The following is a 20306-nucleotide window of genomic DNA, read 5'->3' on the forward strand; positions in this document are numbered from 1 at the left end:
TTTTCTGCGAAGGTTGCATGATTTTAGCTCAGTGTCAGAATATTGCCCCAAAATCTAATGGATAATGCAGGCCAGTGTCACAAATTGGTCTCTAAATGTGCAAAGATGGTGCTTATTCAGGTGGTTGTATGCGCTGCGGCAACAATGGCGTGTTGAGCGTTGAATTAAAAAGTAGTGTGACGGAATGAAAATAGCGATTTTTGGGTTGGGGTATGTAGGGTTCACAGCGGCGTGCTGTCTGGCCCATGATGGGCATGAGGTGATCGGCATTGATGTCAACGCCGACAAGGTGTCCGAGATCAATGCCGGCCACCCTCCGATCAAGGAACCGCAGGTTGGCGAGCTGTTGACCGAGGCGCTTGGCAAGGGCCTGATCCGGGCGGTGTCCGAGATTTCCGATCTCTCGGACGTTGATCTGGCGATTGTGTGCGTTGGCACGCCCAGCTCGACCGATGGGTCGCACAACATGAGCTATGTGGCCGAGGTGACGCGCCAGATTGCTGAAGCCGTGTCCCCTGACCGGGCGCGCCCGTTGACGGTGGCCTATCGGTCGACGTTCCGGCCCGGCACCGTCAATCAACTGGTTGCGCCGATTTTCCGCAGCGCCCTGGGGGACAGGTTCGAGGCGGCCGTCGAGGTCGTCTATAACCCTGAATTCCTGCGCGAGGCCACGGCGGTGCAGGACTTTTTCGCCCCGCCCAAGATCGTTGTCGGTACCAGGGATGGCAAACTGTCACAGGTGATGGATCTGATGCATGAAGGTCTGGATGCGCCGGTGTTCTACACCGCCTATGAAGAGGCCGAGATCACCAAGTTTGTCGACAATACCTGGCATGCGGTGAAGGTGGCCTTTGCCAATGAAATCGGCCGGGTCTGTCATAAAATGGACGTGTCGGCCAAAAAGGTGCATGAGATCTTCGTGTCGGATACCAAGCTCAATATCTCGCCCTATTATACCCGCCCCGGCGGGGCATTTGGTGGCTCGTGCCTGCCCAAGGACGTGCGCGCGCTTCAGCATATCTCGAGCGAGATCGGCGCCCATACCCATCTGATCGACAGCCTGTTGCGCACCAATGAGGCGCATAAGACCAGCCAGGCCCAGGACATCATGGCCAGGCTGCCCGCGGACGGTCGGGTGCTGATGGTGGGGTTGGCGTTCAAGGCCGAAACCGATGATCTGCGCGAAAGCCCCAATGTCGATATCGCGCGGCGGCTTTTGCAGGGCGGCTATCAGTTGTCGGTCTATGACCCCGAGATTGAGCCTGCGGATTTGCGCGGCCAGAACCTTGGCTATGCGTTCACCCATCTGCCCACTGTCGGTACCCTGCTGGTTGATAAAGCAACGGCTGAGGCCGGCCCCTGGGATCTGGTTGTCGCGTCGAACCGGATCATAGAGGGGCTTGATCTGGGCACAGCAGAAATAATGCGTACCTATGAATATGACTAGCACACCCCCGGTTCAGGCCTCAGCCGTCTTGCCAATTACCTTGGAAGAATTACGCCAGACACTGCCCCTCAAAGGGCTTAAGGTGTTGATCGTCGTTGAAAATCTTCCGGTGCCGTTTGACCGGCGCGTCTGGATGGAGGCCCGCACGCTGGCGGCGGCGGGGGCGCGGGTGTCCGTGATCTGCCCCACCGGCAAAGGCCATGAGGAACGCCAGTGGGAAGAAGACGGCATTCAGGTCTACCGCCATCCGCTGCCGCTCGATGCCAGCGGGGCGCTGGGGTATCTGCTGGAATACGGTGCCGCGCTGTTCTGGGAAACATGGCTGGCGCTGCGGATCAAATTTACCCGCGGCTTTCACGTCATCCACGGCTGCAACCCGCCCGATCTGATCTTTCTAGTGGCGCTGCCCTTCAAACTGCTGGGCGTGCGGTATCTGTTTGACCACCACGACATCAATCCCGAGCTTTACGAGGCCAAATTTGGCAAGCGCGGATTTTTCTGGAAGCTGATGTGCGTGTTTGAGCGGCTGACCTTTGCGGCGGCGCGGGTGTCGATTGCGACCAATGAAAGCTACCGGAAAATTGCGATCGAACGTGGTGGTATGGCCCCCGAGGATGTCTTTATCGTCCGCTCTGGCCCAGATCTGTCGCGGCTGGAACGTCAGCCTGAAAATCCGGTCTGGCGCAACGGGCGCAAATATATGGTCGGCTATGTTGGCGTCATGGGTGATCAGGAGGGGATTGATCTGCTTTTGGAAACGGTCGCGCATCTGGTCAAAAAGCAGGGCCGCGACGATATCCAGTTCTGTCTTGTGGGGGGAGGACCGAGCCTTGAGAAGCTGCAGCAACAGTCGGATGCATTGGGGCTGTCAGATTTCGTGACCTTCACGGGCCGGGCCCCTGACACCGCGCTTTTTGAGGTTCTGTCGACGGCAGATGTTTGTGTGAACCCGGACCGGGTGAACGAGATGAACGATAAATCCACCATGAATAAGATCCTTGAATATATGGCGTTCGAAAAGCCGATCGTGCAGTTCGATGTGACCGAAGGCCGCCATTCGGCGCAGGACGCATCGCTTTATGCCCGTGCCAATGATCCGGTGGATATGGCGGACAAGCTTGTTGAGCTTTTGGAGGATGATGCGCGGCGCGCTGAAATGGGCCGCTATGGCCGTGCCCGTGTCGAAGCCGAGATGGCCTGGCCGCATCAGGTGCCCGCCCTGATCGCGGCCTATCAGCAGATCTGGAAAGGGTAAGACCGGTGCCCGTCCGCGTTTGGACAGACCATAAGCTGCGCCCCGTCTAGCGGACTTTCTGACGGGCCAGGTCGCTGACCTTGTGCCGCAGCCATATATTCAAGGATTTCATTCATATCTGGCGGCTCACATCATTCGGGCACAAAGCGCGGCAGCCGGTCGAGGCTTTGATCCATGAACTTTTGCAGCCGCGCATCGGCATCGGCGTCGGTTTCACCGGGGAAAATGGGGGTGACAAAGCGCACCAGTGCCCCGTCGGTGCGCCCCATGGTAAAGCCGTCCTTGATCACGCTGATCTTGGCCTGAAAATCATTGACGATGCGCTTGCCGCGCTGTTCGAACCAGTAATAGACAAGCTGCCGTGACATATCTTTTTGAATGACAGCCCGGTTGACGGTGAAGGTGCCGTAGGGCGTCTCGCCGGGGGTGAGCGTATAGGGTTCAATACTGAAGATTTCCCAGCCACCGACTGGCAGGCAAATCTCGGGGGAATGGATGCCGTTGCCGTCGGTTTGTTTGTTGTAGAAGGCCACGAAAATATTCGCGAAATCGCCTGTTCCGGTGTGGATATAGCTGGCGTTCAGATAATCACTGGCCCCCAGCGTCCGTTCGACCCGCGGGTCAAGGCGGCTGGTGGTGCCGGACCAGTCACCGATCTGGTGCGGGAAAATTGCGAATGGATCGCGATCAATCGGGCGGTTGTCGGTCGCGGGTTTCAGCGCCCAGGCAAGCGAGACCGCCAGTGTCAGAAGCGCCGCCGCGGCCAACGCCGGGGACGGACGAATGCCAAGGATGCGGCCCGCGATGGGTTTGAAACCCTCAACATCCAGATCAATCGCCTCGGACAGGGGCAGGGGGTTGCGGGTCAGCCGCTGCAGTCCGATGGCCATCATAAACAGAACGGTTATGCAGAGCAGAAAGATGATCCAGCCTTCAAAGAAATGCAGGAACCCTTCGGCCTGCTCAATCCCGTAGCTGTTCACCAGCACGCCGATCACGCCGATCCGAAAGGAATTCATCAGCACCGTCAGAGGCGCGGCCGAGACCAGCAGCACCACCTTGTGCCACATCGGGCCGCGATAGAGGATTGCAAAGAGATACGAGAATGACAGGATCGGAAACAGGTATCTGAGGCCGGAACAGGCCTCGGCCACCTGAAGTTTATAGACGCCCAGATCAATGATATTGCCTTCGATGAACACCGGGACCCCGGCAAGCTGGATAAACCAGACCCCGATGACCGATGAGATCCCTTGCAGCAATATCGTGAGCTTCCAGTAGATGAACTGCGGCAACGGCAGCATGAAGACCAGATGCACCACCGCCAACTGGTGATGCCGGCCCCGGTTCCAGCCGAACACCGTCAGCACCACGCCGCCGACCCAGATGATCATCGCATAGGTGACGATATCCGGGATACGCGCCAGATTGCCAAGGACCGCAACAATCAGTGCCAGTGCAATCACCGCAACACCGGGCCAGCGATCACGGATATCAGGCTGGGGCAGGGGCGCGCGTCTGAGTTCGCGCAGGAACAGATAAAGCGATATCAGCGGAATAAGCGGCCCATGGCTGTATTCAGCTGAGCTCCAGGCGACCCCCAGAGACACGAAGCCAATCCAGAAAATCGGCACTGATCCCGCCAGAAGAAGCGTGAACCACGCCAGCCCCGGCGCGTTCAGCGCGGGCAGGATGGGCCGGGTTGGATCAAGGGTGTTGCTGCCATTCGGCATAGTCAGGCCCTTCGAATCGAGACAAAGTATGAGCGCGCATCGTGCCTTATTCCTGGCAAAGCCTTAAGGGCAGGTCGGTCACGTTCCTGAATGTAATAGGCCAAAACGTGCAAAATGGGCGCTTTAAGGCGGCATTGTTTACGTAGGATAAACAGTGTGGCCTGTCCTGCTTATGGCTTGAGAACGAACTGCCGTCCGAGAGAAACGAAGATGGAATTCCCGCTGGCGGACCCTGGCGCGGGATCATTGGCAAACCGGTGTTGATAGCCGACAGTCATATCCCAGTCTTTGGTGAGGGCATGGGTATAGGAGGCGTTGAGATTGGCCCGCTGACGGCGGTTAGCGGGGCCTGTACCGTCGTTGGCCTGTTCTAGATAATTGATCCCCAAGGACGCGCTGGACACTGAGTTGATGAAATAATTATACCCGAGGCTGGCCTGTGTCTGCTGGGTTTCCACGCTTTGGGTGCTGGTGCTGACACGGCGCTGGAGCGCGGCGGTAAACTGAGATGAAGGCAGTGTATGGGTATAGTTGAGGCTGCCGATCGGGGTGGTGTTACCAAAGGGCCCCTGGGTGACCCCAAAACTGAAATCAAATGCACCTCTTGGCAGCACATAGGATCGGCCGGCCTGCACATCTGTGCGGTCACCATTGGTACCAAAGGTCCGGTCGACACGGAAATTCGCCGCGCCGTTGGGCAAGGTTTTTGTCCAGGCAAGGGACGCAACAAAACCGTCATCAACGGTATTGGATGGGATGGCCCTGAGGGTCTCATCCACCCGTGACATACCGATACTGGCATCAATTGTGGTCACCGGAGAGACGTTATAGGTGACCCCGGTAGACAAGGTTGTTGTTTGCCGGTCAGTCAGAGTGGCATCGTTGGCAGAAAAATCAACATGACTGAGCGTGACATTCCCCTGCAGGACAGGAGAGATCCGAAGCAGGGTGGCCAGTGAATATCTGTCGGAGCGATTGTCAAAGAGGTTCGGGTCGGTGGTGCCCCTAAATTCACGTTCGCTGCGGTTGTAGCTCAGAACAAAACCCAGAGGATCATTGATGCCGACCTGCCAGGTCACACCGGCGCGCGTTGTAATGCGGGTACCGTTATCTATGATGATGTCGGCGGCATCAATGACGCCGTCCTGATTGATGTCGGTCAGGGTCTGATTGAAGGCCAGATCGGTTTCGCGGTATTCGGCCTGCCCGGCGATCTGGCTGTTGGCGCTGTTGCGGGCATATGTCAGGCGCACGGTCGGGCCGTTGAATTCTGAGGCAGTCCCAATAACCGGACGGTCCGAGGACCGGTGCAGCCCGGACAGATTGAAGGTCAGCAGGGAATCAGGAGTCTGGCTCACCACCCCGAGGCCAAGCTGGTTTTCCCAGCGTGATGTTGACCCAATGGAGGAATTTCTCAGGGCAAGGTTATCGTCATATCTGAGTGTTGTGAGGTAGTCGAGCGTAACGCTCAGACCACTGCCTGTCCCGGTCGCACCACGCGCAGCGGGGGTCTGTTGTCCGATCGCGGGTGCGAATGCCGTGATACAGGCCGCCCCGCCCACCAGTATGAAGGACAGCCTGTTTCTGGTTTTGTCCATCTGTTATTCTCTATTCGAACAAGCGGCGCTCTGGTACCACGATAACATCTCCAGGGATAAGAACAGTGCTGCCTTTGATGCTATTGCTCGTCCCTTTATAATTGTAGAGATATTTCGTCATCACGCCTGTATTAGGATCTGCCCGGCGCAATTGGATGCGCTTCTGAGCTGCGAATGCGGTTAATCCGCCTGCTTCGGCCAACGCCTGAAGGATTGTTACACCCGGTGTCGCCAAAAGCTTGCCTGGGTTGCCAACCTCACCCATCACGAAAATATCGATCGTTGGGGGAGCCACTGGTCCGTCGGCCATTGCAACGGGCGGGGGTGCGAGGGCTGCGATTGAGATGAACACGGTTGGTTGCTTGTTGAAGTTTGAGGCCAGAGCAGACACCAGAGACGATTTTACGGCATCAATTGAACGCCCGCTTGCCGGGATTGATCCGACAAGAGGAAAGGTGATGGACCCATCGGGCAAAACCAGCGTGGTCCGGTTGAGACTGGGGTCTTCGAGGACCTCGACCTGAAGGGCATCGCCCGGCTTGATCTTATAAGCACTCTGCGCAAAAGCACCGGTCGCTGCGACGAGCGCGACAACAAGAACGATAAATGATTTTATGACGCTATGCATTTTTCAACTCTTTCGTTTTCATTTCTTATGCCTTCTTCCGTTTTGCGAAACAATCTACTGAGTCTCAGATTGCCGTAAAATGCGGCATAATTGCAGCGGAAATTTCGCCTAAACCCCTTAATTTGTCACTGTCCCGCGGCAAGCTCCGCTGTGAGCCGTGCAATCTCGGCTTCCAGCGTGGGGGTGAAGCTTGGCGGGGTTTCCAGATCTTCCATCACTGCGAATGCCGCCTGATAGGTGCGCAGGGCATCGTCTTCGCGATCAAGCGCCGCATAGGTTTGGGCCAGATGGTAAAGGACCAGCGGTTCATTGGGCAGTTCTACTGCCGCAGGTTCAAGATAATGCAGGGCCTCTTCGTAATTGCCCATCCGATAGGCGATCCAGCCATAGGTATCCTGAAACGCCGGAACCCTTGTGCCGCGCAGACGGCGGGCCAGGGTAAAGGCGCGCTGCAGGCTTTCGTCATCGGTGCGATGGGTTGTCAGCAGGCTTGAAAGGTTGTTGGCGACAACCTGAGATCGGCTGTTGAGCGCGTAGAGTTTCTCATAGACTTCGATCGCCTTATCCATCTGTCTGCTGCGTTCATGGGCCGCCGCCTGTTGCATCAGCAGGTTTGGATCGTCAGGCAGGGCGGCCAATGCGTCGTCCAATACGGCTTGCGCCTTTGGCAGGTCCCCGCGGACCATTTGCAACGCGTGCAACGCGATCCACACACCGACGGTGTTGGGATGGTCTTTGACAATTGCGCGATAAACCACCTCTGCCGCGTCGAACTTGCCGTCGCTAACAAGCCCATAGGCCTTCATGAACCGCAGCGGCAGCGAGCCGGGGTTGTCTTTTAACAGCTGGTCCAGCCGCGCAAACGCGCCGGTGGTGTCGCCCTGCGCCTGCTTCGACCGGATCAGGGCAATTTCAGCGGACAGCCCAAAGTCGGGATCATTCGTCAGATCGCTGAGAAATGCCGTAAGATCCCCGGTTCGTTGCTGCGCGGCAAGCATTGTCACCTTCAGCTGTGCGGACATGCCCTTGGTGCGGATGTCGCCAAGATCGTCCATGATGCGCACCACGGTTTCCAGCCGGCTCCAGTCTTCCATCTCAAGATAGAGATGACCCAGAACGGCGAGCAGTTCTGAATGCGTGGGTGACCGGCGCAGGGCGTTGAGCAGCACGCTTTCGGCAATGGTGAGATCATTCTCGGCTGCCAGATACTGGGCATAGCGCAGCGATTCCTGTGGTGCGTTCAGCGAGGATTCAACCGCCAGCGCCAGCATCTTACCCATCAGCGCCCGGTCGCCGTTGCGCTCGTGGGCGCGGGCCATCAGTGTCATCAACTGGGCATCACGCGGGGACTGGCCAAGGGCTTCGCGCAACTGCACGATGGCCTCACCGGTTTCATCCTCTTCGATCAGCCAGGCGGCTTTGAATTTCAGGGCTTCAACCTGGGTTGGATCCTCGGCGAGCACCTTTTCAATCAATTCGCGCGCGTCCACCGGATTTTTGGCCTGGAACAGCAGTCGGGCAAATTCCACTTCGATCTCACGGGTCTGGTTGCTGCGATCCGCGCTATCAAGCAGGGCTTCCATTTCGGTAATTGCGGTTTGTGTGTCTCCGGTCCTGAATTTCAGAACTGCGCGCATCGCCTTGAACCGGGCTTTATTGGGTCCGTCCAGCGCAATAATGCGGTTCATTTCGGCGATGGCGGCCTGAGGCTCGCGGAATTGATCCAAAAAGGCAATTAGCCGCTGAACTGCGAGATGATCGTCAGACATCGGGTCCATATCCGCGCGCAGGAACTGTTCGGCAACATCCAGATTCTGGTGGTCGATATAGTGCTGAATGAGCATCTGCTTGATGCCCTCGTCCTTGGGGAACTGATTGGCCATCCGCTTGAGCAATTCTGCGATCTCGGCAGATTTTTCCAATGCCTGCAAGGCAGACAGCCGGATCGTATAGAGACTGCCCATATCCGGGTCGAGGGTCAGGGCGGTGCCAGTTTCAGCAAGCACATCATACCAGTCCTGATTGCGCACAAGATTGTCGATCACGACGCGCCGCGCGGTCATCAGGCTGGGATCGGCTTCAACCAGCGTGCGGGCAAGATGTACGGTGTAGTCTATGCCATCGGCGTCGCCGTTCTGAGTGGCCTGAGAATAGGCAAATGTGTTGTTGATGGATTGAATGCCAAGGTCATCCGGGCTCAGTGCGGCCGCCGCAGCGCCGTGGCGCCCAACCTCTTCCCAATTGCCGGTCTCTATCGCCATTTCGGCCAGGGCGCGACGGCCTTCCAGATTGTCCGGGTCCTGTTCAATCAGCCGCAGATATTGGCCGTAAGAGCCGGAAATATTACCCCGTTCCCGTTCAATCCTGGCATAGGTCAGCCGGGCCTCTTTGTGCTGGCCGTTCAGTTTGAAGACATTGCGAAGCTCAATCAGGGCACGATCAACATCGCCCTCTGCCAGCAAGGCCAGCCCGGATTGGAAATGCGCCTCTGCCCGTTCTTCGGCGGAGTCGCAGGCGCTTAGAAGCGTCATCGCAACACATAGAGTGATCACAAAGCGCGCAGCGCGGAGAAAGCTAATCTGGGTCATTGCTATCTTTCCGCAATATTAAATGCAGCGACGTTTCAGGTGATTTATAGGTGTAGAACGGGGTGCGTCAACAGCCGGTTCCGCGCAGCACAACAGAGACGGTGCGCGCCAGAATGGACAGGTCAGTCGAGAACGACATGTCTTTCCAGTACGCATTGTCATGCAGGGCCCGGTCCACGAATGAGGAGTTGTTGCGCTTGGAGACCTGCCAGGTGCCGGAAAGGCCCGGACGCATGCTGTAATAATGGGTGTCGCTGGGGTAAAGCTTTTGCTGGCAGACCATCATTGGACGTGGCCCGACAAGGGACATGTCGCCCACCAGAACATTCCAGAACTGGGGCAGCTCATCCATTGAGGATTTGCGCAAAAGCAGTCCACCCTTGATGATGCGCGGATCAAGCCGCAGCTTTTGATTGCGCTCCCACTCGTCGCGGGCGTCGGGGTTGTCCGACAGATGCAGTTCCAGAACGCTGTCGGCATCATGCACCATGGTGCGCAGTTTGATAAGATTGAAAACCTTACCGTTCCGGCCAACCCGTGGCTGAAGATAAAAGGGCTTCACGCCCTGACATGCCAGAAAAAGTGCAAAAAGGACTGTAAACGTCAGCACGATGGGCGCAGATAAGACCACCAGCAAAATGTCGAAGACGCGCTTGCCAAAGTCCCTGTAAAGTCTTGGATAATGTGAGGAGGATGTCATTTTTGGTTTGGCTGAGAAGCCAACCCTGGCGTTGACAACCTCCTTTGAATGGATTGTCACAGTTAACCCCCTAGATACAAAGCACAAAAATAAATTTAACGACTTAGAGCAATATATTTTCCAAACACAATATTGTGCTCGGTAAGTGAATGAATATTAACGAATACCCAGCGATTCGCAAAATACTAATCGGGGCATGAGGACGCTGGAATTCTTTTAAATCATTTTAAATAAAATAAATTATACCTATAGTTGTAATTTGAAGCGCCGCAATTGGGACATAATTTTACCCTCAATAAAGACAATGTAGCGGATAGGCCTGCTTTACAATCGAAAACCCACAACCGGCTTTAGGAGACTTGCGTTTGGGAGCATGCACCGGTTCAGGGTGTCAGGTCTTCGGATCATTGGACGGAGTTATGAGAAACAATCTTTGAGAATTGTTGCGATTGGTGCCCTGGAGTGATCAATATTCCTGCCCTAGCCCCTAATAATACCCCCCGCTTGACCTTATGGGCGATTGGTTTGCTGTGTTACCTTCAGGTTGCGCTATGATATGGAATATTAAAGGATTCGCTGGAAATTTTGGCTTCATTTCACGTCAGCCCCCAGCAGCCCAAAAATGGATTTGAGACGATGGAAGGTTCTTACGCTGGCATGACCTCTAGTGATGGGTTTTATCTGGAGTTTTTTGGCTTCAATCGGCGACCGTTTACGCTTCTTCCAGATCCGGGGTTCATGTATTGGTCACCGCTGCACAAGCGCGGCTATTCCGTCTTGCAGTTTGGCATCATGACCTGTGCGCCGATCACGGTTCTGAGCGGAGAAATCGGGGCAGGGAAAACCACCTTGATCCAACATCTTCTGAGTGAGCTGGAATCCACGATCACCGTTGGTCTGATTTCAAATGCTCAGGGGGGGCGCGGCGAGTTGCTGCAATGGGTGCTGAACGCTTTGGGCGTGCCGGTCGAAGACGGTGCAGGCTATGTGAAGATGTTCCAGACATTGCAGGATTTTCTGGTGGCTGAATATGCCAAGGGGCGCCGGGTGGTTTTGATCTTTGACGAGGCCCAGAACCTGACGGTTGAAGGTCTTGAAGAAGTCAGGATGCTGACCAATATCAATTCCAATACAGATGAACTGATCCAGCTTATTCTGGTGGGCCAGCCCGAATTGCGCGATCTGATCCTGGATCCCAAGATGCGGCAGCTGACCCAGAGGGTCGCGGCCAGTTTTCATCTGGCACGGATGGATGCGGAAACGGTGGAAAACTATATCAGACACCGGCTGAAAACGGCGGGTGGTACCGGCCAGGAATTCGATAAAGCGGCGTGCAAGCGGGTGTACGAGCAAACCCGCGGTGTGCCGCGTCTGGTCAATCAGTTCTGCGACTTTGCACTGCTTTACGCTTGGACAAATGAGACCCATAAGGTGGACGAACACATTGTTGATCTGGTCATTGAAGACGGTGTGTTTTTTGGCGGCAATTCTCTGGAAAAGGAGCTGACAATCTAAGATGGGCCCAATTCGTTATTATAGCTCTGTTTTTATCAGGCGGTTGCCGTATTTTCTGATCGTGGCGACAGTTGTGTCGGCCGTGTCGATCATTGTCGCGATGACATTGCCGCCCACCTATGTGTCGCAGATGCGGCTGATTGTTGAAGAGCCGCAAATTCCGACCGCGATGGCCACAAGCACGGTCACCACCCCCGCGCAGGAGCAGCTTCAAATTGTCGAGCAACGCCTGCTGACGCGGCCGGTGCTGTTGGATATCTCCAGAAAATACGAGGTGATGAAGGACCAGGCCGAGGCCAGTCCTGACCGGATTGTGGAGGCCCTGCGCGCCCAAACGTGGATTCGTATCAGTGGTGGCCGTGGTCAGGCCACTTTGATGACAATCTCATTTGAGGCACCCACTGGGGCATCGGCAGGCGGAGTGCTGAACGAATATCTGACCGAGATCCAGAAGCTGGATGTGAGTTACCGCAAGGAACGTGCCTCGGGGACGCTTGAATTTTTCGAACAGGAAGTGGAGCGGTTGAGCAACGAGCTGGACCAGCGCAGCGGTGGCATTCTGGAATTTAAGAAAAAAAATGCTGGCGCGTTGCCGGAGAGTCTCCAGTTTCGGCAGGCGCAGCAGGGCGCGTTGCAGACCAATCTTGAACAGATGGACCAGCAGATATTTTCGCTCCAGAGCCAGCGCGAGAAGCTGATGGCGATCTATAATTCAACCGGGCAGGTTGTCGGTGTGGCGCAGCAGAATCAGACCCCGTCTCAGCAACAGCTGGATCAGCTTCAGCGCCAACTCAGCAATGACCGGGCGGTCTATTCTGAAAGCAACCCACGCATCACCTTGCTGCGGGCAAGAATTGAGCAGCTTCAAGAAGTGGTCGCGGCTGAGCAGGTTACAAGTGCTACAGGCCAAACTGCTGCCCAGACAGGTAATTCGAGCCTCAATCTACAACTTGCTCAGATCGACAGTCAGATTGAATCGCTGACAGACCAGAAGATCGTGATCGCAAAGCGGCTTGCCAAGCTGACAGCCACGATCGAACAGACTCCCGCCAACGGGATCATTCTGGCTGAGTTGCAGCGGGATCATGATAATATTCAGATGCAGTATAACGCTGCCGTAGGCCGTCTGGCGCAGGCCTCGACCGGCGAGCGTATTGAGGAATCCTCACAAGGTCAGCGCATCTCGGTGATTGAGTATCCTACAGTCCCAAGCGCGCCTGCCAAACCAGATCGCCTCATGATTGCCGGTGGCGGGGCGCTCTTTGGCATCGCATTGGGGGCGGGTCTTGTTCTGCTGATGGAGCTTTTGAATAAAACCGCGCGGCGTCCGGAAGATCTGATCAGAAAGCTTGAGGTTTGGCCGATTGCGACGATCCCTTACGTGCAATCGCGCGGCGAAGCGATGGCCAAACGGGCCGGCTGGACGACGGTGGTTCTGATCATCCTGATCGGAATACCCGTTGGGGTCTGGGCGGTGCATACATTTTATCAGCCACTTGATCTGATCGCCGAAAGGGTGATGGACAAGTTGCGGATCTATTAATGAGGAATGTTGTTTTGGAACCGAATGTTGTGGCCTTGTGTATTTTGTTGGTGGGCGTGTAATGGACCGTCTTCAGCAAGCCATTCAAAAGGCCCGCTCTGAGCGCGCAAACCGCAAACCTGAGCCATTGCACCTGAGCGAAGAACAGCGGTTTGAGCCTGAGCAGATTGACGATGCCTGGACGATGCTGCCAGAAATCGAGATCAGCAAAAAAATCCGGGTGCGCAACCGGTTGATGTCTTATGACGGCGGACCCGATGCAGCCCCCTATGATATGCTGCGCACCAAGATGTTGCAGCAGATCCGGGCCAACGGATGGTGCCGCGTTGCGCTGACTTCGCCCTATAGCGGTTGCGGCAAAAGCACGGCGATTGCCAATCTGGCATTCAGCCTGAGCCGGCAGACAGAACTGCGCATTGTGGTGCTTGATTTTGATCTGCGACGTATGGGGCTGGCCGAGATTCTGAACCAGACCGGCACACATAGCATGTCAGATGTCATCCAGGGCAAGGTGCCCTTCCATGAGCATGCCCGCCGCCATGGCGAGAATGTGATTTTCGGATTGAATTTTGCGCCCACGCGCAACCCGTCGGAAATTCTGCAAAGCCCTCTGACACTGGCACTGCTTGACCAGATCGAAGAGGTGTATAAGCCCGATGTCGTTCTGTTTGATACCCCACCTTTGATGGCCAGTGATGACAGCCACGGGTTTCTCAAGAACGTCGATTGTGCGCTGCTTTTGGCGGCGGCAGAAAAGACCAACATCGACCATATCGACTTGGCCGAGCGGCAATTGGCGGATCTTACCAATGTGATGGGGATCGTGCTGAACAAATGTCGTTATATCAGCGAGGCTTTTGGCCATGAGTACGGCACCTATTAAGCCGACGGCCCCGGTTGATGCTGTCATCATCCCGCATTACAACGACATCCCCCGGCTGGAGCGGTGCCTTCAGGCGTTGATGCAAAACGATATCGCGCAGACCGAGATCGTTGTTGTCGATAACAACTCTCCGGTCTCGCTTGATGGGGTGCGTGCGGCATATCCAAAGGTGCGGTTCATCGTCGAAAGTGAAAAAGGGGCCGCCGTGGCGCGCAACCGGGGCGTGGCCGAAACCACAGCCCAGCGGCTGTTTTTCATAGATGCCGATTGCATCCCGGCCCATGATTGGCTGACTGTCGGGCGCGAAATTTCCGGGCGGGCCGATTTGATTGGTGGGCGGGTTGATGTGTTTGACGAAACCCCGGCACCGCGTAGCGGGTCCGAGGCGTTCGAGGCGGTATTTGCCTTCAACTTCCGCAAGTATATCGAGGTTCAGGGGTTTTCCGGTTCGGGCAATCTGCTGACCCGGCGCGATATTTTCGATGCGATCGGGGGGTTTATCAATGGCGTGTCGGAAGACCGCGAATGGACCATGCGCGCGGTCGCGCATGGCTATAGCCTGATCTATGAGGACCGGTTGCAGGTCAGCCATCCATCGCGGCAGGACTGGCCGGCCCTTAAGGCCAAGTGGTGCCGGACAACGCGTGAAGCCTATCAGTTGAACGGTGCCGGTCTGGTGCCACGTTTGCGGTGGGCCATCCGGGCATTGATGATGCCGGCCAGTGCGGTGGTGCATATTCCCAAGGTTCTGGCCAGTGACAAGCTGGCCTCACCGGGCGAGAGTGCGCGTGCGATTGCGACCCTGATCCGGCTGAGATGTCAGCGCATGATCTGGATGTTGCAGCAGGCCTTTGGTGGCCCGATCTGAAGCGACAGCACGTAACGCGGTGTTTGGTCAGCGTTGGGTGGGTCCAGGTTTTTTCCGAAAGTGCTTTAAGGATCAGTTCGGCAAATCTGGCCAAGCAAAAGGGGCCGCGAACGGCCCCTGAAAACATAAGCTAGGTTTTTAAACGTGGTGCCGGTATCAGGCAGCCACAGCCGTCTTGCGACGGCGGCGTGCAAGGCCCAGACCACCAAGAGCGGTCAGAAGCAAAAGGCCACCCGCTGGCAGTGGCACAGCCGATACATCAAAGTCGAATGTTACAGGCCCACCGTTCTTTGTCGGTGTCGAGTTTTGCCAGTTGAACACCAGGTTCTGACCTTGCGCGTTGTTGTTGAACAGGGTCTTGAGCGTTGTGATACCCGCCAGAATCGAGGTTGAATTCAGAACCGAGTTGGTTGCCACATCGATCCAGCTGATGGTCAGGCCCGTGAAGGTGCCCAGAACATTGACCGTCACTGAGGCATTTGCCTGAGCGTTAAGCGGGTTAACCGGCGATGTGAAGTTGACCGAATGGCTGCCGCTGCCGCCAAAAGAGTTAACCGTCCCGATAAACAGATTGTCAGATGTAATGTCATATGAGCCGTTGGCTGATACGGATGTCAGGGCGCTTGCTGATCCACTCATTACGACGGCTGTGGCGAGTGCTGCTGCCACTATCTTCAACGTTCTAAACATCAGAATCCTACCTATCTCTTGAACACTTCACCGCGATCCCCACCAGACAAGCAGGTTCACTATTAACTCTATTAACCTATTCCGGGAAAATATGCAAAATATCGTTTGGTAAAAAATGGCTTTTCTGGGACAGATTAGCCTGAATTCAAACATAATTTTGCCACATATTATGGATTGTCTTGGATTCGCGAACAATGGCAGGGCGGTTTGTTAAGAATCGAACTGCGTGATCAGCCACATCACTATCCAGCCGGTGATGAAACCCCCCAGATGGGCCTGCCAGGCCAGCAACCCGTCTTCTGCAAACCAAAACAGCAGGTTAAGCCCCACAAGCCCGGCGATCCTGATCAGAACCGGGGCGCGCGGCAGGCCCGCGCGGGCGTATCGGATGGTATCGTGACACAGCAGCGCGCCCACCAGCCCGAACACAGCCCCCGAAGCCCCGACCATGGGCAAAGAGGCCGGGGCCAGCAGGGCAAACCCAGCCCCGCCGCCAATCGCGGACCCCAGATAGAGCAGGATAAAAAGCCAAGGTGCCAGAACCGGCGGAAGCCTTTGCAAAAGCCGATCCCCAAGCAAGGCGAGCATCAGCATGTTTCCGGCCAGATGGGCCAGCCCGGCATGAAGCACCGCATAGCTTAAGAACATGGTGACAGGCTGGGCGGCATACCCGGGCTGCCAGCCGGTCAGAAATCCGGTCCAGAATGCCCCGTTCTGATAGGCCCATGACCGCCAGTGCAGACCCCCAAACAGCCCGGCATCAGAAGCCTGAAGCGCGGCTTCGATCAGGCAGGGCAGGAGGGCCAGAGCCCATAAAACCCATCGGCCAGATCGGGGGCCAGATCGAGGGCCAGATCGGGAATGGCCCGTTTGCTTCAGGCCGGGGCGGGTTCTGTGCAGTTGGGGTGACGTCATATCGAAGATGCGGGGCCTATGAGGTTTGGCGGGCGTTTGAACCCGTGTTCAATTGCTGTCTGATGGATGGACGATTCCGAAATATCCAAAGCATTGTTCACGAAAATGGCACGTGCAGTTGTGCATATTTATCAAACGGGGGCCATCGGGCTCTGAAACAGACATAAAAGCCATTAAGCCCATGTTTATTCTTCTGGTTTGCACCGATTGTGTGTAGATTAACAGGCAGGGTGACGCTTGGGATGCATGGCCACATACCTGTTTCAATATACGCCCGGCAATTGATTTTTAACTTTGACGATATGTCCGGGCATTTAAAAATATGAAACGACTTTTCCCTCATGTCCGAGCGCACGGAGGCCACCGAGACCGCTGATGACTTCACCTGATTTTCCAAAAGATGATTTTGACCAAGAAGACCTGCTGCACCTGAGTGCCAAGCGCATTCTGATCACAGGCGGTGCCGGGTTTCTGGGCTCGCATCTCTGTGCGGCGCTGCTGAAACAGGGGCATGAGGTTTTATGCGCCGACAACTTCTTTACCGGCCGGCGTGCCAATGTGCGCCACCTGCTGAGCAATCCCCGGTTTGAGGTGATGCGCCATGATGTGACCTTTCCGCTCTATGTCGAGGTCGACGAGATTTACAATCTCGCCTGTCCGGCCTCGCCGTTTCACTATCAGCATGATCCAGTGCAAACCACCAAGACCTCGGTGCACGGCGCGATCAACATGCTGGGACTGGCCAAACGGATCAATGCCAAAATCCTGCAGGCATCCACCTCGGAGGTATACGGCGATCCGACAGTGCATCCGCAAACCGAGGAATATTGGGGCAATGTGAACCCGATCGGGTTCCGCTCTTGCTATGACGAGGGCAAGCGCTGTGCCGAGACGCTGTTTTTTGATTACTACCGTCAGCACAAGCTGCGGATCAAAGTGGCGCGGATATTCAACACCTACGGGCCCAATATGCACCCTGATGACGGGCGGGTGGTGTCCAACTTTATCATGCAGGCGCTGGCCGGTGAGCCGATCACGATCTACGGCGAGGGCAACCAGACCCGGTCGTTCTGTTTTGTGTCGGATCTGATTGATGGGCTGATCCGGCTGATGGAATCCGGCCCCGATGTAACGGGCCCGATCAATCTGGGCAATCCGGTTGAGTTGAGCATCAGGCAATTGGCCGAAACGGTGATCCGCATGACCGCATCAACTTCGGAACTGGTGTTCAAACCCCTGCCACAGGATGATCCGATCCAGCGCCAGCCCAACATCACCCGGGCGCGTGATCAATTGGGCTGGGTGCCTCAGGTGCAACTTGAAGAAGGGCTTGAGACAACGATTGCCTACTTCAGAAAGATCGTCGCAGCGACAAAGGGCGCTGCGGATCGCAAATGAGGCTGCAAAGCACATCGGACGGCGCGGCGCGGTGGCTTGGCCCGGCGGTGTTGCTGGGCGTTACCGTGGCCATCTGTTTGATGGTGCTGATGATCAACCGTGGCCCGCTTTATTATTTTGATACGGGCAGCTATTTCAAACAGGGCAATACGGCGCTGTCCCTGATCCTGCCTGAAGCTGGGGCCGGTTCTGACGCAGTGGGGCAGGGGGCTGCCACAGGTGAAAAGGCCGATACCACGACTGACGGATCACGCTCGATGGTCTATGCGCTGATTGTCGCGGGGTTTTGGCGGGCGGATATGCTGGGCGGGGTTGCGCTGTTTCATCTGGCAAATCTGCTGCTGGCCGTCTGGTTGGCGGTACGGGTAACGGGGCGTGTTATCCCGTCGGGATACGGCACCATGCCGATGATAACCCTGCCTGTTCTGGTAGCGGCAACAACATCGCTGCCGTTTTATATCGCCTATGTCATGCCGGATATTTTCGCACCAATCATGTTGATCCTGATCGCCACCGTGGTGGCCATGGGGCATCAGATGCGTCCGGCGGAATGGGTGGTGGCCTTTGCACTGGTGGCGCTGGCGGTGGTTTTGCATCCATCGCATCTGGGGATCGCGGTTTTGATGCTGCCCTTTGTCATACTGGCGGCGCTGCTGCGGCTGGGTTCGGGCCAAGGGTGGGGCCGGTGGGTTGCTGCGGGCTTTGTCGCATGTCTTGTTCTGATCGCGATTGGCGAACGTAAGGCCTTTGAGATTGCGGTAAAGAATGTCACCCGCAAAGAGGTGACTTACACGCCGCATATCACCGCGCGGCTGATCGTGGATGGCCCCGGTCTGGCCTATCTGGATGACCACTGCCCGCGCGCAGATCTGGCAACCTGCGCCCTGCATGAGGCCCTGACGTGGTCTGACGATCCTTACCGGATGACCGTGTCGCATATTATTTTCGAACGCACCCCCGCACTTGGGTCCTTTCGGCTGATGACACCCGAAGATCAAAAAGCGGTGGCGAATGAGCAGCGCGCGTTTTTCTTTCAGGTTCTGGCCGATCGACCGTTTGGCATTGCCCATGCTCTGGCTCGGAATGCGGCAACGCAACTGCGGATGAACAGCGTGAAGATGACCATTCCCAGCGCATCGGTTAAGCGCAATGCAAAATCAATGTCGGGCCTGCCCGAGGCGCAGCTTGGCGTTCTGGATGGCGGTGTGCTGACGCGGTCGCAGATGTGGCTTAGGATCGCCGACATTATCCATCCCGCCATTTATCTGGCGTCTTTCGTGCTCATCACCGCGTTGTTGCTTTGGCCTGGCAAGGTTGCCCCACCGCTTAAGGTCTTTGCGGTGTTTGTGCTGATCGGGATTGCGCTGAATGCATTGGTCTGCGGCGGGGTTTCGCAACCGGCCGCCCGCTACGGCGCGCGGGTGATGTGGCTTTTGCCGTTCACGGCTGCGTTTCTTATTCTTACTTTGCCGCGCCACAAAACGTGGTTTGATCCCGGAGCCCGTTCATGACCCAGAACCATGCGCTTTCAATCAGCGTGGTAATGCCCGCCTATAAGGCCGAGCATCTGCTGCCACGGGTGCTGACGCCCCTGATCACGATGCTGGAGGCCGGCGAGGTCCAGCAGGTTCTGGTGGTTGACGACCAATCCCCCGACGGCACGGCGGATCTGGCGCGCAAGATGGGGGCCACGGTTCTGACCACGCCAGTGAATGGCGGGCCGGGGGCGGCACGCAATCTGGCGGCAGAACACGCCACGGGCGACATTCTGTGGTTCGTCGACTCGGATGTTATTGCCCACTCCGACGGGCCGACCCATGTGCGCCGGGCGATGTCCGAAGATAATGTTGCGGCGGTGTTTGGTTCTTATGACGATACGCCCGACGGGCAGGCGTGGTTTTCACGCTACAAGAACCTGCTGCACCGCTATCACCATCAGCGCGCCAAGCGCGATGCGCGGACCTTTTGGGCGGGCTGCGGGGCTATCCGTGCCGACGTGTTCCGCGAGGTTGGCGGGTTTGATGTAAAAACCTATGAGGTGCCGTCGATTGAAGACATCGAACTGGGCTACCGGATCGCCGCGACCGGACGCCGCATCGTGGTTGAGCCTCGCCTGCAAGGCAAACACCTGAAAGTCTGGACGATCCGCAACAGCCTGAGCACGGACATCTTCTGTCGCGCGCTGCCCTGGGCGCGGTTGATGATTTCGCGTGAAGGTCTGACCGACGATCTGAACACCTCCAGCACCGAGCGGATGCGCGCAGGTCTGGCAGGGCTGCTGCTGTTGTCGGTGCTGGCCCTGCCAATCTGGCCGGGGCTGTGGCCCTGGGCAATTTTACTTTTGGTGCTGGCGTTTTTGGCCAATCTTGATCTGGCACGCGCCATGACCGGGCATGGTGGCCTGTGGTTTGCGTTCAAATGCGTTCTGTATCACCAGTTTTACTATGTCTATTCGGCCAGTATTTATGTTTGGTGCCTGTTCGAATATCATGTTCTGGGCCAGAAAGAGAAACTTAGTGTCAAGCGGAATTAGCGCCTTGCAGCA

16 protein-coding genes are annotated in these 20306 nt (G+C 56.4%); 9 read left to right on the top strand and 7 right to left on the bottom strand.

The genetic code is table 11. From position 1 onward, the window contains the following. Window positions 1–184 precede the first annotated feature (184 nt). Together ACEWL3_RS14780 and ACEWL3_RS14785 are read left to right on the top strand one after the other, a co-directional pair. Complete coding sequence (locus ACEWL3_RS14780) at window positions 185–1447, top strand: nucleotide sugar dehydrogenase (protein WP_386184109.1); 1263 nt, start codon at window positions 185–187, stop codon at window positions 1445–1447. Next, window positions 1440–2702: a glycosyltransferase family 4 protein gene (locus tag ACEWL3_RS14785; protein WP_386184112.1), complete on the top strand. Its 1263-nt coding sequence runs from the start codon at window positions 1440–1442 to the stop codon at window positions 2700–2702. The genes ACEWL3_RS14780 and ACEWL3_RS14785 overlap by 8 nt, the downstream gene beginning before the upstream one ends. Window positions 2703–2833: 131 nt before the next feature. On the opposite strand, the gene xrtD is transcribed toward ACEWL3_RS14785, so the two are convergent. From xrtD to ACEWL3_RS14810, 5 genes are all read right to left on the bottom strand, one after another. Further along, window positions 2834–4435: a VPLPA-CTERM-specific exosortase XrtD gene (gene xrtD, locus ACEWL3_RS14790; protein WP_386184115.1), complete on the bottom strand. Its 1602-nt coding sequence runs from the start codon at window positions 4433–4435 to the stop codon at window positions 2834–2836. A gap of 170 nt (window positions 4436–4605) precedes the next feature. Further along, complete coding sequence (locus ACEWL3_RS14795) at window positions 4606–6033, bottom strand: hypothetical protein (protein WP_386184117.1); 1428 nt, start codon at window positions 6031–6033, stop codon at window positions 4606–4608. 10 nt (window positions 6034–6043) lie between these two features. Then, window positions 6044–6661, bottom strand: coding sequence for a polysaccharide biosynthesis/export family protein (locus tag ACEWL3_RS14800; RefSeq protein WP_386184119.1), 618 nt, complete (start codon window positions 6659–6661; stop codon window positions 6044–6046). Window positions 6662–6786: 125 nt separating this feature from the next. Then, window positions 6787–9249, bottom strand: coding sequence for a tetratricopeptide repeat protein (locus ACEWL3_RS14805; protein ID WP_386184121.1), 2463 nt, complete (start codon window positions 9247–9249; stop codon window positions 6787–6789). A 67-nt stretch (window positions 9250–9316) separates the two neighbouring features. Beyond that, window positions 9317–9949, bottom strand: a complete 633-nt coding sequence (locus ACEWL3_RS14810) for a sugar transferase (protein WP_386184123.1) — start codon at window positions 9947–9949, stop codon at window positions 9317–9319. Between the two features lie 636 nt (window positions 9950–10585). On the opposite strand from ACEWL3_RS14810, the gene ACEWL3_RS14815 reads away from it, so the two are divergent. From ACEWL3_RS14815 to ACEWL3_RS14830, 4 genes are all read left to right on the top strand, one after another. Further along, a complete protein-coding gene (locus tag ACEWL3_RS14815; RefSeq protein WP_386184125.1) occupies window positions 10586–11464 on the top strand; it encodes an ExeA family protein in 879 nt (292 codons plus the stop codon). A gap of 1 nt (window position 11465) precedes the next feature. After that, window positions 11466–13007, top strand: a complete 1542-nt coding sequence (locus ACEWL3_RS14820; protein WP_386184128.1) for a GumC family protein — start codon at window positions 11466–11468, stop codon at window positions 13005–13007. 61 nt (window positions 13008–13068) lie between these two features. After that, the gene (locus ACEWL3_RS14825; RefSeq protein WP_386184130.1) at window positions 13069–13890 is read left to right on the top strand and encodes a CpsD/CapB family tyrosine-protein kinase; all 822 of its coding nucleotides are present in this window, start codon (window positions 13069–13071) and stop codon (window positions 13888–13890) included. Next, window positions 13871–14758 (top strand): glycosyltransferase family 2 protein, encoded by an 888-nt coding sequence (locus tag ACEWL3_RS14830; protein ID WP_386184132.1) that lies wholly within the window; start codon window positions 13871–13873, stop codon window positions 14756–14758. The genes ACEWL3_RS14825 and ACEWL3_RS14830 overlap by 20 nt, the downstream gene beginning before the upstream one ends. Window positions 14759–14914: 156 nt before the next feature. On the opposite strand, the gene ACEWL3_RS14835 is transcribed toward ACEWL3_RS14830, so the two are convergent. Beyond that, window positions 14915–15448, bottom strand: a complete 534-nt coding sequence (locus ACEWL3_RS14835) for a VPLPA-CTERM sorting domain-containing protein (RefSeq protein WP_386184135.1) — start codon at window positions 15446–15448, stop codon at window positions 14915–14917. A 210-nt stretch (window positions 15449–15658) separates the two neighbouring features. Continuing rightward, complete coding sequence (locus ACEWL3_RS14840; RefSeq protein WP_386184137.1) at window positions 15659–16363, bottom strand: rhomboid family intramembrane serine protease; 705 nt, start codon at window positions 16361–16363, stop codon at window positions 15659–15661. 375 nt (window positions 16364–16738) lie between these two features. On the opposite strand from ACEWL3_RS14840, the gene ACEWL3_RS14845 reads away from it, so the two are divergent. From ACEWL3_RS14845 to ACEWL3_RS14855, 3 genes are read left to right on the top strand one after another with little or no spacing between them, the layout of a single operon-like run. Continuing rightward, window positions 16739–17761, top strand: coding sequence for a UDP-glucuronic acid decarboxylase family protein (locus ACEWL3_RS14845; protein WP_386184140.1), 1023 nt, complete (start codon window positions 16739–16741; stop codon window positions 17759–17761). Continuing rightward, window positions 17758–19272 (top strand): hypothetical protein, encoded by a 1515-nt coding sequence (locus tag ACEWL3_RS14850; RefSeq protein WP_386184142.1) that lies wholly within the window; start codon window positions 17758–17760, stop codon window positions 19270–19272. The genes ACEWL3_RS14845 and ACEWL3_RS14850 overlap by 4 nt, the downstream gene beginning before the upstream one ends. Continuing rightward, window positions 19269–20294 (top strand): glycosyltransferase family 2 protein, encoded by a 1026-nt coding sequence (locus ACEWL3_RS14855; protein ID WP_386184144.1) that lies wholly within the window; start codon window positions 19269–19271, stop codon window positions 20292–20294. Before ACEWL3_RS14850 ends, ACEWL3_RS14855 begins: the two co-directional genes overlap by 4 nt. Window positions 20295–20306: the final 12 nt, after the last annotated feature.

The organism is Sulfitobacter sediminivivens, from assembly GCF_042611115.2.
Taxonomy (GTDB): domain Bacteria; phylum Pseudomonadota; class Alphaproteobacteria; order Rhodobacterales; family Rhodobacteraceae; genus Sulfitobacter; species Sulfitobacter sediminivivens.

What these genes read in the sequence shown, in the direction of transcription:
- ACEWL3_RS14855 (WP_386184144.1), top strand. Translation starts at nt 19,269, where the DNA reads ATGACCCAGAACCATGCGCTTTCAATCAGCGTGGTAATGCCCGCCTAT.
- ACEWL3_RS14795 (WP_386184117.1), bottom strand. Translation starts at nt 6,033, where the DNA reads ATGGACAAAACCAGAAACAGGCTGTCCTTCATACTGGTGGGCGGGGCG.
- ACEWL3_RS14845 (WP_386184140.1), top strand. Translation starts at nt 16,739, where the DNA reads ATGACTTCACCTGATTTTCCAAAAGATGATTTTGACCAAGAAGACCTG.
- ACEWL3_RS14820 (WP_386184128.1), top strand. Translation starts at nt 11,466, where the DNA reads ATGGGCCCAATTCGTTATTATAGCTCTGTTTTTATCAGGCGGTTGCCG.
- ACEWL3_RS14840 (WP_386184137.1), bottom strand. Translation starts at nt 16,363, where the DNA reads ATGACGTCACCCCAACTGCACAGAACCCGCCCCGGCCTGAAGCAAACG.
- ACEWL3_RS14850 (WP_386184142.1), top strand. Translation starts at nt 17,758, where the DNA reads ATGAGGCTGCAAAGCACATCGGACGGCGCGGCGCGGTGGCTTGGCCCG.
- ACEWL3_RS14800 (WP_386184119.1), bottom strand. Translation starts at nt 6,661, where the DNA reads ATGCATAGCGTCATAAAATCATTTATCGTTCTTGTTGTCGCGCTCGTC.
- ACEWL3_RS14830 (WP_386184132.1), top strand. Translation starts at nt 13,871, where the DNA reads ATGAGTACGGCACCTATTAAGCCGACGGCCCCGGTTGATGCTGTCATC.
- ACEWL3_RS14785 (WP_386184112.1), top strand. Translation starts at nt 1,440, where the DNA reads ATGACTAGCACACCCCCGGTTCAGGCCTCAGCCGTCTTGCCAATTACC.
- ACEWL3_RS14780 (WP_386184109.1), top strand. Translation starts at nt 185, where the DNA reads ATGAAAATAGCGATTTTTGGGTTGGGGTATGTAGGGTTCACAGCGGCG.
- xrtD (WP_386184115.1), bottom strand. Translation starts at nt 4,435, where the DNA reads ATGCCGAATGGCAGCAACACCCTTGATCCAACCCGGCCCATCCTGCCC.
- ACEWL3_RS14810 (WP_386184123.1), bottom strand. Translation starts at nt 9,949, where the DNA reads ATGACATCCTCCTCACATTATCCAAGACTTTACAGGGACTTTGGCAAG.
- ACEWL3_RS14825 (WP_386184130.1), top strand. Translation starts at nt 13,069, where the DNA reads ATGGACCGTCTTCAGCAAGCCATTCAAAAGGCCCGCTCTGAGCGCGCA.
- ACEWL3_RS14815 (WP_386184125.1), top strand. Translation starts at nt 10,586, where the DNA reads ATGGAAGGTTCTTACGCTGGCATGACCTCTAGTGATGGGTTTTATCTG.
- ACEWL3_RS14805 (WP_386184121.1), bottom strand. Translation starts at nt 9,249, where the DNA reads ATGACCCAGATTAGCTTTCTCCGCGCTGCGCGCTTTGTGATCACTCTA.
- ACEWL3_RS14835 (WP_386184135.1), bottom strand. Translation starts at nt 15,448, where the DNA reads ATGTTTAGAACGTTGAAGATAGTGGCAGCAGCACTCGCCACAGCCGTC.